Source organism: uncultured Vagococcus sp., from assembly GCF_963518325.1.
In the GTDB taxonomy this organism is placed as follows: Bacteria; Bacillota; Bacilli; order Lactobacillales; family Vagococcaceae; genus Vagococcus_D.
This window is the reverse complement of the sequence record NZ_CAUQJB010000033.1, coordinates 21,976-36,732: the sequence shown is the minus strand read 5'-3', so window position 1 is coordinate 36,732 and position 14,757 is coordinate 21,976. Positions and strand designations below refer to the sequence as shown.

General features: G+C 41.6%; 15 protein-coding genes and 1 other annotated feature. Of the genes, 4 read left to right on the top strand and 11 right to left on the bottom strand.

Annotated features, from left to right (window positions below; translation table 11 throughout):
- Positions 1-54 precede the first annotated feature (54 nt).
- On the bottom strand, positions 55-879 hold the full coding sequence (gene nadE / locus RWN13_RS19550; protein ID WP_314067172.1) for an ammonia-dependent NAD(+) synthetase: 825 nt from the start codon (positions 877-879) through the stop codon (positions 55-57).
- A 26-nt stretch (positions 880-905) separates the two neighbouring features.
- On the bottom strand, positions 906-2,366 hold the full coding sequence (locus RWN13_RS19545; protein WP_314067171.1) for a nicotinate phosphoribosyltransferase: 1,461 nt from the start codon (positions 2,364-2,366) through the stop codon (positions 906-908).
- Positions 2,367-2,660: 294 nt separating this feature from the next.
- On the opposite strand from RWN13_RS19545, the gene RWN13_RS19540 reads away from it, so the two are divergent.
- A complete protein-coding gene (locus tag RWN13_RS19540; protein WP_314067169.1) occupies positions 2,661-2,978 on the top strand; it encodes a cupin domain-containing protein in 318 nt (105 codons plus the stop codon).
- 16 nt (positions 2,979-2,994) lie between these two features.
- Entirely contained in the window at positions 2,995-4,635 is a 1,641-nt protein-coding gene (locus RWN13_RS19535) for a peptide ABC transporter substrate-binding protein (protein WP_314067167.1), read from the top strand.
- Between the two features lie 111 nt (positions 4,636-4,746).
- Here the strand turns inward: RWN13_RS19535 and RWN13_RS19530 are convergent, their stop codons facing one another.
- The 7 genes from RWN13_RS19530 to RWN13_RS19500 form a co-directional block, all read right to left on the bottom strand.
- Positions 4,747-6,684, bottom strand: coding sequence for a 5'-nucleotidase C-terminal domain-containing protein (locus RWN13_RS19530; RefSeq protein WP_314067164.1), 1,938 nt, complete (start codon positions 6,682-6,684; stop codon positions 4,747-4,749).
- Positions 6,685-6,895: 211 nt separating this feature from the next.
- Positions 6,896-7,261, bottom strand: a complete 366-nt coding sequence (gene rplL, locus RWN13_RS19525) for a 50S ribosomal protein L7/L12 (RefSeq protein WP_314067162.1) — start codon at positions 7,259-7,261, stop codon at positions 6,896-6,898.
- Between the two features lie 66 nt (positions 7,262-7,327).
- Entirely contained in the window at positions 7,328-7,831 is a 504-nt protein-coding gene (gene rplJ, locus RWN13_RS19520; protein ID WP_314067159.1) for a 50S ribosomal protein L10, read from the bottom strand.
- Positions 7,832-7,886: 55 nt separating this feature from the next.
- Positions 7,887-8,010, bottom strand: a sequence feature (ribosomal protein L10 leader region).
- A 71-nt stretch (positions 8,011-8,081) separates the two neighbouring features.
- On the bottom strand, positions 8,082-8,771 hold the full coding sequence (rplA, locus tag RWN13_RS19515) for a 50S ribosomal protein L1 (RefSeq protein WP_314067157.1): 690 nt from the start codon (positions 8,769-8,771) through the stop codon (positions 8,082-8,084).
- Between the two features lie 123 nt (positions 8,772-8,894).
- Positions 8,895-9,317, bottom strand: a complete 423-nt coding sequence (gene rplK, locus RWN13_RS19510) for a 50S ribosomal protein L11 (RefSeq protein ID WP_209525358.1) — start codon at positions 9,315-9,317, stop codon at positions 8,895-8,897.
- A gap of 159 nt (positions 9,318-9,476) precedes the next feature.
- Complete coding sequence (locus RWN13_RS19505) at positions 9,477-10,211, bottom strand: hypothetical protein (RefSeq protein ID WP_314067155.1); 735 nt, start codon at positions 10,209-10,211, stop codon at positions 9,477-9,479.
- Complete coding sequence (locus RWN13_RS19500; RefSeq protein ID WP_314067152.1) at positions 10,198-11,049, bottom strand: ABC transporter ATP-binding protein; 852 nt, start codon at positions 11,047-11,049, stop codon at positions 10,198-10,200. Before RWN13_RS19500 ends, RWN13_RS19505 begins: the two co-directional genes overlap by 14 nt.
- 196 nt (positions 11,050-11,245) lie before the next feature.
- On the opposite strand from RWN13_RS19500, the gene sdaAB reads away from it, so the two are divergent.
- Together sdaAB and sdaAA are read left to right on the top strand one after the other, a co-directional pair.
- Complete coding sequence (gene sdaAB, locus RWN13_RS19495; protein WP_314067149.1) at positions 11,246-11,914, top strand: L-serine ammonia-lyase, iron-sulfur-dependent subunit beta; 669 nt, start codon at positions 11,246-11,248, stop codon at positions 11,912-11,914.
- Positions 11,915-11,932: 18 nt separating this feature from the next.
- Positions 11,933-12,799 (top strand): L-serine ammonia-lyase, iron-sulfur-dependent, subunit alpha, encoded by an 867-nt coding sequence (gene sdaAA, locus RWN13_RS19490; protein ID WP_314067146.1) that lies wholly within the window; start codon positions 11,933-11,935, stop codon positions 12,797-12,799.
- 58 nt (positions 12,800-12,857) lie between these two features.
- On the opposite strand, the gene RWN13_RS19485 is transcribed toward sdaAA, so the two are convergent.
- Both RWN13_RS19485 and RWN13_RS19480 read right to left on the bottom strand, forming a co-directional pair.
- Complete coding sequence (locus RWN13_RS19485; protein ID WP_314067144.1) at positions 12,858-13,712, bottom strand: alpha/beta fold hydrolase; 855 nt, start codon at positions 13,710-13,712, stop codon at positions 12,858-12,860.
- 86 nt (positions 13,713-13,798) lie between these two features.
- Positions 13,799-14,674: an alpha/beta fold hydrolase gene (locus tag RWN13_RS19480; protein WP_314067141.1), complete on the bottom strand. Its 876-nt coding sequence runs from the start codon at positions 14,672-14,674 to the stop codon at positions 13,799-13,801.
- Between the last annotated feature and the right edge of the window lie 83 nt (positions 14,675-14,757).

The window sequence follows — 14,757 nt, the reverse complement described above, 5'->3', positions numbered from 1 at the left end:
CTATATTCTAAGAAGAGCTGATAGAACTACTCTATCAGCTCTTCTATCGGTTTACTAAATCCAAAAATCGTCGTAGATGGTGATTGGCAAATGACGTTTGTGTTTGGTCTTTTGCCACCAGTTTTCTATGGTAGCCGCTGCTTCAGAACTAACCACACGCCCTTCTAGATAATCATCGATCTCGTCGTAAGTGACACCTAAGGCCACTTCATCGGCCAACAGGGGTTTGTCATCTTCTAAATCGGCTGTTGGTGTTTTTAAATACAGCTGAGGATCTGCTCCTAGCACTTGTAAAAGGGCTCTTCCCTGACGTTTATTCAATCGCCACAAGGGCAAGATATCGGCACCGCCATCACCAAATTTGGTGAAAAAGCCAGTGACGCTCTCGGCGGCATGATCCGTTCCTAAGACAGCTCCCTGTCGGTCACCAGCCACGGCATACTGCACGATCATGCGTTGACGTGCTTTGATGTTTCCTTTATTAAAATCAGTAATCGTCGTGCCGATTTCAATTAACGCATCCACGGCGGCATCGACTGCCCCTTTTATATTCACCCGTAATTCAACGTCTGCTTGGATAAAGGCCATAGCTCTCTTAGCATCTTCTTCATCTACCTGATTGCCATAAGGAAGGCGAATTCCTATAAACTGGTAGTCTTGATTACCTGTTTCTTCTCTTAACTCGCTCATGGCCATTTGACCAAGGCGACCTGCCAAAGTGGAATCCTGGCCACCACTAATGCCCAGTACCAGCGTCTTTAAAAAAGGATGCTTAAGCATATAGGCTTTTAAAAACTCCACACTTTTGCGAATCTCTGCCTGAGGATCAATTTCCGGTAGCACCTTTAGTTCACTAATAATCTCTGCTTGTAATGACATGTCAGTCAGTCCTTCCGCCTATCTATCTAAAGTTCTTTTACTTTTCTGCGAACTTGATCAATGATTTTCATCTTATTGTCATAAGCCGCTTGAGATAAATCAACTGGGTACAGTTGTGGATTTAAATCTCGTTTATATTCTTCCCATAAATTATCATGGTTTTGATTGGCGACTTTTTTGATGTCTTCCAAAGCTGGCAAGCTATAAATTAATTGCCCGTCACGGTAGATATCTTGTAAAATCGGCCGCGCTTCAAAGTTAACCACGGTCTTGTTAATATACGTATGAACTGGGTGGAACATAAACAACTCATCTCGTTCATTAGGGTTTTCATGCCACAAGGCGATATAGTCCCCTTCTGATTTCTGAGTGTCTTTTTGTGTAATCCGCCAAACTTGTTTTTTGCCTGGGGTTGAGACTTTTTCTGCATTGTTTGACAATTTGATGGTATCAACCATTTGACCATTGTCATCTTCGATTGAGACAAGTTTATATACTGCCCCTAAAGCTGGTTGATCGAAGGCAGTAATCAACTTGGTTCCCACGCCCCAAACATCTATTTTCGCATGCTGCATCTTTAAATTAAGAATCGTTGCTTCATCTAAATCGTTCGATGCGTAGACTTTAGCATCTGGATAGCCTGCCTCATCTAATTGTTGACGGACTTTTTTGGAGATGTAAGCCATGTCGCCACTGTCGATGCGGACGCCCATAAAATTAATTTTATCGCCCATTTCCTTGGCAACTTTGATCGCATTTGGCACACCGGACTTTAAGGTGTCATAAGTATCCACTAAAAAGACGCAATCTCGATGGGTTTCTGCATATGCTTTAAAGGCTTTGTAATCGTCGATATAGGATTGAACTAGCGAATGAGCATGAGTTCCACTTGTGGGAATCCCAAAAATTTTCCCAGCACGGACATTACTGGTAGAATCACAGCCACCGATATACGCCGCTCGTGTCCCCCATATCGCTGCATCCATTTCCTGAGCGCGGCGTGAGCCGAACTCCATCAGTAATTCATCGCCTACAACGGATTTGATTCTGGCTGCTTTAGTGGCGATTAAAGTTTGATAATTAATAATATTCAATAGGGCCGTTTCTACCAATTGGCACTGGGCCAATGGGCCTTCAATTTGAACAATCGGTTCGTTGTTATAAACCAGTTCCCCTTCAACTGCTGAGCGGACCGTGCATTCAAACTTGAAATCCGCTAAATAGTCAATAAAAGCTTCTGGATAGTCTTCAACCTCTCTTAAATAGGCCAAGTCAGATGCTGTAAAACGTAAATTTTCAAAATAATCAACTAGGCGTTCCAAACCAGCAAACACCGCATAGCCATTTTTAAAGGGCATTGATCTAAAGTAGCACTCAAAGACCGCATGTCGGTCAGCCCGATCAAGCTCCCAATAGGTTTTCATCATATTAATTTGATATAAATCTGTGTGCAGCATTAAGCTGTCATCTGGATAGTTATAGTTCATTTCTATACCCCATTCTTTATAGTTACGTCATTAGGTTATTACTCGTGCCTGTTGCCAAAGGATCGCTTGTTTTTTAACACAACACACCTTACACAATTCTTACCTACAATTGTATCATTAATCAGAATATCTTAGTAGCAATTCACAACAAAAAGTCAAAAGGAGCTCGTTGAATATTCAGAAAATTCTAAAAATGCACTGTACTTATTCTCCGATTTATGATACGATTCAAGTCACTGAATTTTTACTGAAGGCGTGTGTCACAACGTTAACGATGATGGAAAGGAGAATCTGATGGAAATTAAACCAACTCTTGATCAAGCAATGACTTATTTTTTCACTGCTGACAATCAAGCAAACAAACGAGTACAAATGGGGCTGATTAAATTACAGCCTGGCGAACGCAGTCCAGTGGAAGGCTATGCCTGCCATGAACAAGATGAATATTCTTATGTCGTATCTGGTCTGGCTCACACGATTTTGGAAGATGGTACAGATTTATTAGGGACACCTGGCGATGCCCAACTGATCGTTGCCAATGAAAAACACATTAACTACAACGATGGGGACGAAGAGGCAGTGGTCGTCTGGATGCTTGTAGAACGGGATTAACGAAAGAGGGAAAAAAATGAAAAAGTTAATGAAAGCTGGTTTACTGATGATGTTCGGCGCAGCCATCCTAGGTGCTTGTGGCTCAACTAATGAAAAACCTGGGGATAATACAGCTGAAGGAACACCTGAGCTTAAGTTTATGTCTGCCACAGAATTAACCACTCTGGATACGTCTGTCATGTTGGATTTTCCAGATGCGATTGTTCAAACGGCGGCTTTTGAAGGGCTTTATGGCTTAGATAAAGATGACGCCATTATTCCCGCTGCAGCCAAGGCCTTACCGGAAATCTCCGAGGATGGCAAGACGTACACGATTAAATTACGAGAAGATGGCAAATGGACCAATGGTGACAGTGTCACGGCTGAGGATTTTGTTTACGCTTGGAAAAAAATGATTGACCCAGATAACGCACTGGTTTATAGTTTTTTAATTCAAGACACGATTTTGAATGGGGTTGAAATTGCCGCTGGTGATAAGCCAGTCGATGATTTAGGCGTAAAAGCTCTGGATGATTATACACTGGAAATTCAATTAAAAGAGGCTCGCCCTTACTTTACTTCATTAATGGCCTTTCCAACTTTCTTCCCACAAAATCAAAAGTTTGTGGAAGAAAAAGGCAAGGCTTACGGAACTGATACAGAGAATACGATTTACAATGGACCTTTCGTCGTCAAAAACTGGAAACAAAGTGATCTTAACTGGGATTTAGAAAAAAATGACAGTTATTGGGATAAAGATAACGTCAAATCTGATGCCATTCATTACGAAGTGGTGAAAGAAAGCTCAACGGCTCTTAACTTATATGAATCTGGTGAATTGGATGTTGCTGCCTTAACTGGTGTTCTGGCGTCTGAAAACAAAGACAATCCTGACTTTCAATCAAATCCAACTGCCACGATTAATTATTTAAGATTAAATCAGGAGCGAAATGGGAAAAAGACCCCACTAGCCAATGAAAATCTCCGTAAAGCAATCGCTTATGGCATCGACAAAGAAACGATTATTAACAACATCGTCTCAGATGGTTCTGAACCAACTTATGGTTTAATTCCTAATGGCTTTTTAGCTAACCCTGAAACTGGTAAAGACTTCCGTGAAGAAGCTGGCGATTTAATGAACTTTGATGAAAAGGAAGCCAAGGGCTATTGGAAAAAAGCTCAAGCTGAACTTGGGGATAACGTTACTGTGGACTTGCTAGTCAATGACGATGGTAACTATAAAAAGATCGCTGAAAGTATCCAAGGTGGGTTAGAACAATTATTTGAGGGCCTAACGATTGATGTCCGCTCTATGCCGACTGAAACAGCTCTTAACTTAGGTCGTGAAAGTGATTATGAGATGTTCCTGATTTACTGGACACCTGATTATCAAGATCCCATTTCAACCTTGAACACTTTCCATTCGGAAAATAAAATGCATTACAGCAATCCTGCATATGACGAATTATTGGATAAAGCAGCCACAACCTTAGCCAACAAGCCTGGTGAAAGATGGCAGGCCTTGATGGATGCTGAAAAAGAAATTATCCAAAATACAGCTGGGACGATTGCTATTAGTCAAAATAAACAATCCGTCTTACAAAATCCGGAGCTGAAAGGTTTGGAATATCATACTTTCGCAGCTCCTGTTACCTTGAAGAGCGTCTATAAGAAATAAACAAACAACCGCAGCGTGTATGAGTTCTTTCCGCGCTGCGGTTGTTTATATTTCAATATTATGGTAGCCGTTCTCTTAGTATGTCCTTCACCCTAGCCTTTTTTCTTTTCCCTATTTTGTTCGTTCCACATTAATTTTTTGGTAAAGCTCTCCCGTTGTTTTAACATCTTTTAACTTTTCAACGGGAACACCTGCTTTTTCCGCCAAAAGAGTGATCGTTTCTTCTGTCGCTGGTTCCGTCACATTAATTGACCGAATATTGGTGACAGTCCCATCTTCTGAACTGGGAACGGCCAAAATGTCTGCGTTGACTAATTCAACCACAGCCGCTCTCTCAGGCCCTTGATCATCCAAGCCTGTTAATCGCCAATTATTTAACAGAACACCTTGATAGACCCCTTGTTTCTCTTCCTTAATGTAGCGGGCGGCCAACTCTCTAATCCGCCCTTCTTTTTCACCAAATGCCTCTGTTGCTGTGGTTGAGTATCCTTCTTTAAAGGACCGCCCAGCCAAAGGGCCCTCCTCTGATTGTAAAAATTTCATCCGATAGGCATTCATGCCAATCTTCAATGGCTCCTCGTCGGCCACAACTCTTCCGTCTAATCGTTTCAAATTGGTAATTCGCTGACCTTTATCTTTAGTTAAATCAATGTCATAAGTCATATTAAAAAACCGATCATTTGTGTTGTACTTACTTGTGCGCCGTTCTGGGTTAAAGCTAACAGTAACGTCCCCTGGCGTCACTGAATTATAATAATCAGCTGCCCATTCCATGTAATCTTTCAAGTCTTTCCCCGTGATATCATAGACCGTGACTTCGCCATCGGTAAACTGGTAATTTCGAGCAATGTCTTTTTTCTTAATCTCCCCTTTATTTAGCTCAGGTGTGTCCGTATCAATTTGAAAGGCCACAACATCTGCTTTTTGACTGTAGTGCAACATTACTTCGCCAAAGAAATTTACCAGCGGTGTTTCCTGAATTTGTGCTGCCGGAATGCCTTTAATTTCATTTTTAGGGACTAAGTCCATACCAACCAATTCTCCAAGTACGGTATTGGCATCTTCCCGAGCCTTTTGGTGAGAGGCATCCAGCAACTGATTAATCTCTGGATCTTCTTCGTAAGGAGCCACTTCAATTGCCGTGCCTTTTTTCTCTTTAACTTGATACCCTTTATCTTTTTTCGTCAATGCTAAATCAACTCGTGAGACATAACGACCGTACTTATCTGGCTCGACTATTAAGACGTCGTTAATGAACTCTTCTTCAACCAAGGTATGCATGTGTCCAGCAAAAATAACATCTAGTTCTGGGATGGCTTCCGCCATATCCGCTACGCCGGTATTCTGGACATTATTTTCATTTTCAATCCCCATATGGACGACACTGACTAAGACATCTACTTGATCTTTTAATTCCTTTACGGCTTTAATGGTCTCTTTCACAGGGTCATTGAGGTTTTTGCCATCAAAGATAGTTGTATCTGCTTTAAATTCAGCTACCATCGGTGTGGTCATGCCAATAAACCCTATCTTAACTCCGTCTTTCTCAATGACTTTATAGGAATCAAAGTAAGAATCACCGTCGTCGGTCATGACGTTTCCTGCTAAAACAGCTCCGTCAAATTGTTTGGTAATCTTATCCAAGACGCCAAAGCCATAATCAAACTCATGATTCCCCATCGTCCAAATATCATACTTTAAGGCCTTCAATGATTCTGTAGCCGGATGGGTGTCGTCGTTTTTAAACAGTTCGGCAGAATTATCTTGGATCAAATCGCCTGCATCTACCAGTAAGGTGTTGGGGTTCTCTTCTCTGACTTCTTTTACGATAGTACTGATTTGAGCAAAACTGCCTGTTTTATTTTCAATATCTGTTGCATAATCCCAAGCCATATAGCGGCCATGGATATCTGATGTCCCTAGTATGGTCACTTGTTTATCTGTTGTTTCTTTGCTTGTGACTTTACTCGTTTCTTTATTCGTTGTACATCCCACTAAGACTACCCCACTTAATACCAATAACAAACTTATGGCTTTTACATATCTCATTCATTCCACCTGTCCCTTTCGCTGATTCTATTACTAACCGCCAATTGTATCCCCTTTCATTAGTGCTAATCGCCAGTATAACATCCAGGAAAACAAAGTTCAACAACGTTTGTTATATTTTAAAACAAACTCAATCCCTGTTACCTCATCTTGACAAAAAAAAACACACCGGAAACGAGTTTCCGATGTGCAAAGTCTTATTAAAATAAGATTATTTAACTGTAACGCCAGCGCCGACTTCTTCCAAAGCAGCTTTAAGAGCTTCTGCTTCTTCTTTAGAGATGCCTTCTTTAACTGCAGATGGAGCACCATCAACAACAGCTTTAGCTTCTTTCAAGCCAAGACCAGTTGCTTCACGAACAGCTTTGATAACTTTAACTTTAGAATCGCCAGCAGAAGTTAATTCTACAGTAAATTCAGTTTGTTCTTCAGCAGCAGCGCCACCGGCAGCAGCAGCAGCTACAGGAGCAGCAGCAGATACGCCAAATTCTTCTTCGATCGCTTTAACTAGGTCGTTTAATTCTAAAATGCTTGATTCTTTTAAATCAGCAATGATTTGTTCAATGTTTAATGACATTTTGAAATTCCTCCGTTTTGGTTTATATTATTGGTTTATTTTTTTGGTACTAAGATTAAGCTGCGATTAAGCCACTTCTTCTTCTTTTGACTCTGCCACTGCATTGATCGCGTAAGCCACGTTGCGGACAGGAGCTTGTAATACAGATAGTAACATTGATAGCATTCCTTCGCGGTTTGGAAGTTTTGCCAAAGATACGATTTCTTCTACTGAAGATACTTTACCTTCGATTACGCCACCTTTGATTTCCAATGCTTCGATTTTCTCAGCAAATTCGTTCATAATTTTAGCGGGTGCGATAACGTCTTCGTTACTGAATGCAATAGCGGTTGGGCCAACAAAAACATCTTCCATGCCTTCTAATCCAGCTTTAACAGCTGCACGAGATAGGATTGAGTTTTTGATAACTTTCATTTCTACATTAGCCTCACGTAATTGTTTACGTAAATCAGTTACTTGTTCAACTGTTAAGCCACGGTAGTCAACGACTACTACAGATGCAGCTTCTGAAAATTTAACTGTTACTTCTTCAACTTGTTGGGCTTTTTTAGTGATTGCTACTTCGCTCATTTAAAATTTCACCTCCTGTAATTTTAGATGGATGGGTTATTTTTTTGAAACACTGTTTCAAAACAAAAAACCCCATGCCACCGTTGACATAGAGGGACTATTGATACTCTCAACATTGTCCTCGGTAGGAAATTAAGGCTTGCGCCACCTACTGTCTTCGGTACATCATATAAATCTTAACCTAAGTAACTGTACCATAGCCAATTACTCAGGTCAAGAATTTTTTAACGTTTTTCTAGTTCTAGTTCTTTTAGATAGAAGCGACGTCAACTTTGACACCAGGGCCAAATGTTGTTGTTACAACTAGGTTCTTCATGTACGTTCCTTTAGTTGCAGCAGGTTTCGCTTTTAACATTACTTCGTGGATTGTTTTGAAGTTTTCAATTAATTTGTCATCTTCAAATGATACTTTACCGATTGGAACGTGGATATTTCCAGCTTTGTCAACGCGGTAAGTTACTTTACCAGCTTTAACTTCTTCAATCGCTTTAGTAACGTCCATTGTAACAGTACCTGTTTTAGGGTTTGGCATTAAGCCTTTTGGACCTAAAACACGTCCTAATTTACCAACTTCAGCCATCATGTCTGGCGTTGCAACAACAACGTCAAAGTCAAACCAGCCTTGTTGAATTTTGTTAACCATGTCAGCATCACCAACGTAGTCAGCACCAGCAGCTTCTGCTTCTTTAGCTTTTTCGCCTTTAGCAAAAACTAAAACTGATTGTGTTTTACCTGTTCCGTTTGGCAGTACAACTGCGCCACGAATTTGTTGATCCGCTTTTTTAGGGTCAACGTTTAGACGGTAAGCAACTTCAACAGTTGCGTCAAACTTCGCAATATTAGTATCTTTTGCTAAAGCTACAGCTTCAGCTAATGAGTATGTTTTAGTTGTGTCAACTTTTTTTAGTGCATCTTGCAATTTTTTGCTCTTTTTAGCCATTTTGTTTCCTCCTTGAATGTGGTTATAACGGTAGAACCTCCCACGGAATTCATATCTTTCAATACGAACCGACTGAGAAGCTACTTCCGGTGGTTACAGTGCATCATACATCAGGCTAGTGATCTATTCTACTGTAATCCCCATGCTTCGTGCAGTACCTTCAACCATGCGCATTGCTGCTTCAACGTCAGCTGCGTTTAGGTCCTCTAATTTTAGAGTAGCGATTTCTTTTACTTGCTCGCTAGTAACAGTTGCAACTTTTTTCTTGTTAGGTTCGCCAGAACCTTTTTCCACGTTAGCTGCTTTCTTCAAAAGAACTGCTGCTGGTGGTGTTTTTGTTACGAATGTAAATGAGCGGTCTTCGTATACTGAGATAACAACTGGAATGATTAATCCAGCTTGATCAGCTGTACGAGCATTGAATTCTTTTGTGAATCCCATGATGTTGATACCCGCTTGACCTAGTGCAGGTCCTACTGGCGGTGCTGGTGTTGCTTTACCTGCAGGAATTTGCAATTTAACTAATTTCTCTACTTTTTTTGCCACGAGACATACCTCCTTGAGTCCGGTGATGTGGTTATATGGAGATTAAGATTTCTCCTCCCACGTTTCTTTTGCAAGCAAAAGAAATGCGCTTTTTCACGCACTAAATCATTATACTTGGTTTCCTTACTTATTTCAAGCTCTTTCTGCTTGATTGTCGATTTATTCGTATAAGAATTTCTTTCTCAGAAATCGATAAACTATTATTAAGACAATAATGTAGATTATGGAACCGATTAGCTGGCTTAAGACCTCACTTATAGCAAAGACTGGTTTTTCTAAAAAGTAGTTTGTCACCCTTGATAGTGGTGGAAATAACCAGAGAAGAAACTGAAATCCGGGAATTTTTGTGGCCATGGCATGACCGACTATGCTAATAAGTCCCACTAAAACTAAGAACAGATTGCTTAGTTTGCCATCTCGAAATAGGTAGCGGGGCTGGATAATCAACGTGATTAAGCCGCCCATTAAGCAAAATACCACGTGAATGAGTAAGGCAGAGATGATTTCTTCTAAGGCTATCTCTCTTCTAAATAATCCTTGGCTTTTAACTAGATTAATCACCAGTGGCAAAGCCACTGATACTAGGGAAAGAAGCAAGCTGAGCCAACTGACAAAAATTAGCGTTTGTGCCCAATAGCCCTCTTTCTTTGACAATCTGGTCACGATAATTTGTTCCATAACAGGTGTCAAACTTCCTAAGAAGGTTTGACTCACCCAGGCTGTCAGCAAAAACATCGCTGTGGCGGAATTCAACATGGTCGAAGTGAACTCTTGGGGCATGACTAAATAATTTAAATAGAGAAAAACGGCCCAACCAATCACAGGCATGACCCATTTATTTGACTGCTGATAAAGGATTCGATAATAAGCAACAATCCCTCTAGATGAGTTCATGAGTCAACCTCCTAACATGAACCTGATGAGCCACGCAAAGTGAGAGTAGTTGCTGGCTTTCTGCGACGGTACAGATCAACTGGCAATCCGTTTCTGACTCCTCAATCTGTTGCGCTACATGTTGGATAGCCTCCAAAAAGGTCTCCCTGCCCTCTTCAAGTGAGTCTGTTATTATCACGGCGTATAGCGTTTTCGCTGTATCCAGGGCATGGCTTTCTTTTAAGTGTAACTGTCCTTCTTTGACATGATAGACGTCCCTCGCTAGCGCTTCTGTTAAGAAAGGCTCATGGCAGCACATAATAACCGTCACCCCTTCTTCATTAAGCTTTTGAATCAATTTGATAAAATAAACTTGAGATGCCACATCCTGACCAGACAAAGGTTCGTCCAACAACAAGATATCCGGTCGACTTAATAAGGCCTGGATCACATTAATTTTTTGTTTGGAGCCTTTAGATAAATAACTAATTGGCGTTTTTAACATCTGACTGATACCAAACTGTTCAACCAACTCGGCCATCATGTCATAGGCTCCGGAAAGTTGATCAATTGCCATCAACTGCTTAAACAAGGTCTCAGGTGTCAGCAAACTATCGGGAAAATCAGGGGCAACATAGCCGATTTTCAAAGACTTTGAGTGACTGACTTTGCCTGTGGACACTGGAGACAGTTGCCCAATTAACCTCATCATGGTGCTTTTGCCGCAGCCATTCGGACCTAAAAGAGCGATGGCATCACCTCGGTAAATGTCTAAGTTAATTTTATTTAAGAGGACTTGTTTATGGTAACTCTTTGACACGTCTTCCAATTTAATCTGTAAATCGTTCGTTGTAGCCATTTATATTTCCTTTCTAAGATCCATTACTTAAATTTTACCATATGGCACAGGCGGCTGTCCGTCATAAATCGGGCTTATTCATAAGATGGCAATATTCTCACCATTTAACACCACTCTCTAATTTTTTCTCCCTCTATTTGTGTTACTATTATCGTAGATAAAACAGGACGTAATCGTCTTTTCAAAGGAGAGGTTAATGATGGTTTCACAATTTAAAAGTGTCTTTGACATTATCGGACCTGTAATGATTGGACCCAGTAGTTCCCACACCGCTGGGGCGGCACGGATTGGGAAAATCGTTCGTAATATTTTTGGTGAGTTGCCGGATCAGGTGGACATTTTACTTTACGAATCGTTTGCTAAAACCTATCGCGGTCATGGGACGGATATTGCTTTAGTCGGTGGTTTATTGGGAATGGAACCCAATGATGAACGCTTAGCAGAATCCTTAAAGTTAGCTCATGATGCTGGGGTTGAAGTAGCTTTCGTTCCTAAGAAGGAAAAAGCTGAACATCCAAATCAGGTTACCATGAAGGTCAGAAAAGGCGATCGTTCCATGAGTGTCACGGGCATTTCCATCGGTGGCGGTAATATTCAGATTTCTGAGTTAAATGGCTTTCGAATTAATTTAAGTATGGGCATTCCTACCTTTATCGTTGTCCATCAGGATTTACCTGGGTTGATTGCCAAAGTCACCCAAATCTTTGAGCAACAAGAGATCAATATTGGCACCATGACGGTCACTCGCGAAGCTAAAGGAGACAAGGCCATTATGATTATTGAAGTCGATGAACGAGAAGTTGGCACTAGCCTTGAACAATTAAAGGCCATCGCCCATGTGCATAATGCCTCGTTCTTTAAGTAAGGGAAAGTGGGGATAAGAATGTTTCAGACAATTGAAGAATTAGTCGTATTAGGGAATAAGTGGGGATCTGTTGCTGAGGCCATGATTCAAGAAGAAATGGCGGCTTTTGGCTCTTCACGAGAAGACATCATTGCCCATATGCATCAAAATAAAGAGGTCATGTTGCAATCGATTGAGCAAGGGGTCGCGGGTGTTACTTCTGTCACTAAGTTAACTGGCGGCGATGCTAAGCGGATGAACGAGTATCTGGAGTCAGGTAACTTTTTGAGTGGTGACTCGATTTTACGGGCCGTTCGCAATGCGATTGCGGTCAATGAGGTTAATGCAAAGATGGGGTTGATTTGTGCCAATCCCACTGCTGGTAGTGCTGGTGTAGCAGCTGGTGTTTTAGGATCTGCCATTGAAGATTTAAAATTGACCGAAGAGCAACAAACTAACTTTCTATTTACAGCGGGTGCTTTTGGCTTAGTCATTGCCAATAATGCCTCAATCAGTGGCGCTGAAGGTGGCTGCCAGGCAGAGATTGGCTCAGCCAGTGCCATGGCTAGTGCTGCTCTCGTCGAAGCGGCTGGAGGGACACCAGACCAAGCGGCCCAAGCGGTTGCTATTACCCTCAAAAACATGATGGGATTGATTTGCGATCCTGTCGCTGGTTTAGTTGAAGTTCCTTGTGTGAAGCGCAATGCTTTGGGTGCCAGTCAGGCTTATATTTCTGCTGACATGGCTTTGGCAGGGATTCGCAGCGTGATTCCACCTGATGAAGTGGTCATTGCTATGGGGAAAGTGGGCAGACAAATGCCTAGTATCTTCAAAGAAACGGCTGAGGGTGGCTTAGCCGATACGCCAACAGGCCGACGTCTCGCTCAAGAGTTGTTTAATCAATAAACTAAATAAGATGACCGAAAACGCTCAGATCATCTCTGAAAGCTTTCGGTCATCTTTATTATTTCCACAAAAACTCAGCCACTAATTTATCCACTTTACGATTTTCGTGTAAGGCGCTGTGTTGAGCTGTTTTACCAGCTACTTTTTCAAACCTATAGGGTAGTTGATACTTTTCAAATAAATAATTCATGGCAGCCACACTGGCTACAGGCACTGTGCCATCACTGCCGTTATCCCCGTCAATATCCCCTGCGATATTTAGGTAAGGGACATTTTGAGGGAATTTGCTGAAATACTCATCGTACTCCACAAAACGAGGGGCTGGTACTTGTGGTCCCGTCTTAGCAATCTCCGCTAATTCTCGGTCATCTTCATTAAAGTCATTAAAAGGCGAACCAATTGTCACCACTTTGCGAATCGCCACATCTGAGCCATCGACGCCAAAGTTAGCCAAGTAGCGCATGATGCTAACGCCTCCCATGGAGTGACCTAATAGATTCACTTGCTTAGTTTGATAGGTTTCACTTAAGTACTCAAGAACACGCTGAATCCACTCAGCCTGCTGCCATTCCTGATTGGTATTATCTTCAAAAATCACTTGAATCATTGGATTACCTTCAGATGTCCACTTACCGTCTTCTGTCATATCGCCTGTTGGGCTGACAGTTAAGGTCACTGAGCGTTCCCCATATTCATTGCGACTCAAGCGTTGCAGCATGCCATTAAAGGTTAACAGCGTGCCTTTGTATCCATGAAAAAAAAGTGTGGGGATGTTGGTTTTCTTTATCATCTCTTCGGTACTTTCAGGTGTTGCTTGAGCTTCTGGTTGATTCTTTTTAACGGAACAGGCCACTAAAACGACGCCACATACGAGACCTAGTAACACTAAGGTTTTGACTGACTTTACTTTCATCTCTAACACACTCCTATTTTTTTGAAGCTATTTTCCTAATCTTATTATGTTGTTTGTCTCGATTATCTCTAGTTAGTTGATGGAGGCTATCTATCCAATTCAGTCCCCCACAAAAAATGAGCAACAAGACGGTCAATTTGTTGATTTTCGTGTAACAGACTATGTTGCGCCTTTAATCCCAGTACTAAATGTTCTCGGTATCTAACGACCTTGCCTTTAACAAGGTATTTCAAAGATCTCGCACTATCGACACTGACAAAACCATCACTGCGACTGCCATTTTTCAAGTCGCCGTAGACATTAAAAATAGCTAAGCTGGCAGGAATGCCCGTGCGATAAGTATGGAAATAACGATAGGTTTCATCTTTATTTTTAGGGCCTTTAGGACCTAGGTCATAGAGGGTTCGTCCCGACGAATGCACCACTTCGCCATTAAAGGGCGCCCCGACTACTACCAGCTTTTTGACTTTGGGCAAGCTAAGGTCGAAACTGTTGTCGACAATATAACGCAAACCTGCCACGCCTCCCATTGAATGCCCCATCAGATAGACCTCCTCAATACCCAGCTGCTTTCTGAGTAAAACCAAGACATCTTTAACCCAAGCCCCTTGTTGCCACTCAGGCGGGTCCCCTTCTTTAAAGATAACGTGAACCAGAGGATGCTTGTGGGTACGGAAACTTTGCCAGTTGCCTGTTAAACGAAGTTTGCCTGATTTTGATATTTCCACATCCAAAGCTTTGTAAGCTACCCCTCTTTTGTCCCAACGGTCAATCATGCCCCCCAGAGAACGTCGAGTGCCATTAGTACCATGAATCAACAAGGTGGGAACGGCTCCCTTTTCTTCACCAACAGTTAACTTTTTAAATGGTGCTCGTTTTTTTAAGAACTGATGCCCTTTTTTTAGGGCCAATAAACTGCCACTAACCAATGCCGCTCCTTTAAGCCATTTAGCAGATTTCATCCCTTCACGACCTTTCACTCTTCCTACTAAGAATAGCAAATTTTGCTTCATTTAACTATCATTTAAAATCTAAACGAACGCTT

What these genes read in the sequence shown, in the direction of transcription:
- nadE (WP_314067172.1), bottom strand. Translation starts at nt 879, where the DNA reads ATGTCATTACAAGCAGAGATTATTAGTGAACTAAAGGTGCTACCGGAA.
- RWN13_RS19545 (WP_314067171.1), bottom strand. Translation starts at nt 2,366, where the DNA reads ATGAACTATAACTATCCAGATGACAGCTTAATGCTGCACACAGATTTA.
- RWN13_RS19540 (WP_314067169.1), top strand. Translation starts at nt 2,661, where the DNA reads ATGGAAATTAAACCAACTCTTGATCAAGCAATGACTTATTTTTTCACT.
- RWN13_RS19535 (WP_314067167.1), top strand. Translation starts at nt 2,995, where the DNA reads ATGAAAAAGTTAATGAAAGCTGGTTTACTGATGATGTTCGGCGCAGCC.
- RWN13_RS19530 (WP_314067164.1), bottom strand. Translation starts at nt 6,684, where the DNA reads ATGAGATATGTAAAAGCCATAAGTTTGTTATTGGTATTAAGTGGGGTA.
- rplL (WP_314067162.1), bottom strand. Translation starts at nt 7,261, where the DNA reads ATGTCATTAAACATTGAACAAATCATTGCTGATTTAAAAGAATCAAGC.
- rplJ (WP_314067159.1), bottom strand. Translation starts at nt 7,831, where the DNA reads ATGAGCGAAGTAGCAATCACTAAAAAAGCCCAACAAGTTGAAGAAGTA.
- rplA (WP_314067157.1), bottom strand. Translation starts at nt 8,771, where the DNA reads ATGGCTAAAAAGAGCAAAAAATTGCAAGATGCACTAAAAAAAGTTGAC.
- RWN13_RS19505 (WP_314067155.1), bottom strand. Translation starts at nt 10,211, where the DNA reads ATGAACTCATCTAGAGGGATTGTTGCTTATTATCGAATCCTTTATCAG.
- RWN13_RS19500 (WP_314067152.1), bottom strand. Translation starts at nt 11,049, where the DNA reads ATGGCTACAACGAACGATTTACAGATTAAATTGGAAGACGTGTCAAAG.
- sdaAB (WP_314067149.1), top strand. Translation starts at nt 11,246, where the DNA reads ATGATGGTTTCACAATTTAAAAGTGTCTTTGACATTATCGGACCTGTA.
- sdaAA (WP_314067146.1), top strand. Translation starts at nt 11,933, where the DNA reads ATGTTTCAGACAATTGAAGAATTAGTCGTATTAGGGAATAAGTGGGGA.
- RWN13_RS19485 (WP_314067144.1), bottom strand. Translation starts at nt 13,712, where the DNA reads ATGAAAGTAAAGTCAGTCAAAACCTTAGTGTTACTAGGTCTCGTATGT.
- RWN13_RS19480 (WP_314067141.1), bottom strand. Translation starts at nt 14,674, where the DNA reads ATGAAATCTGCTAAATGGCTTAAAGGAGCGGCATTGGTTAGTGGCAGT.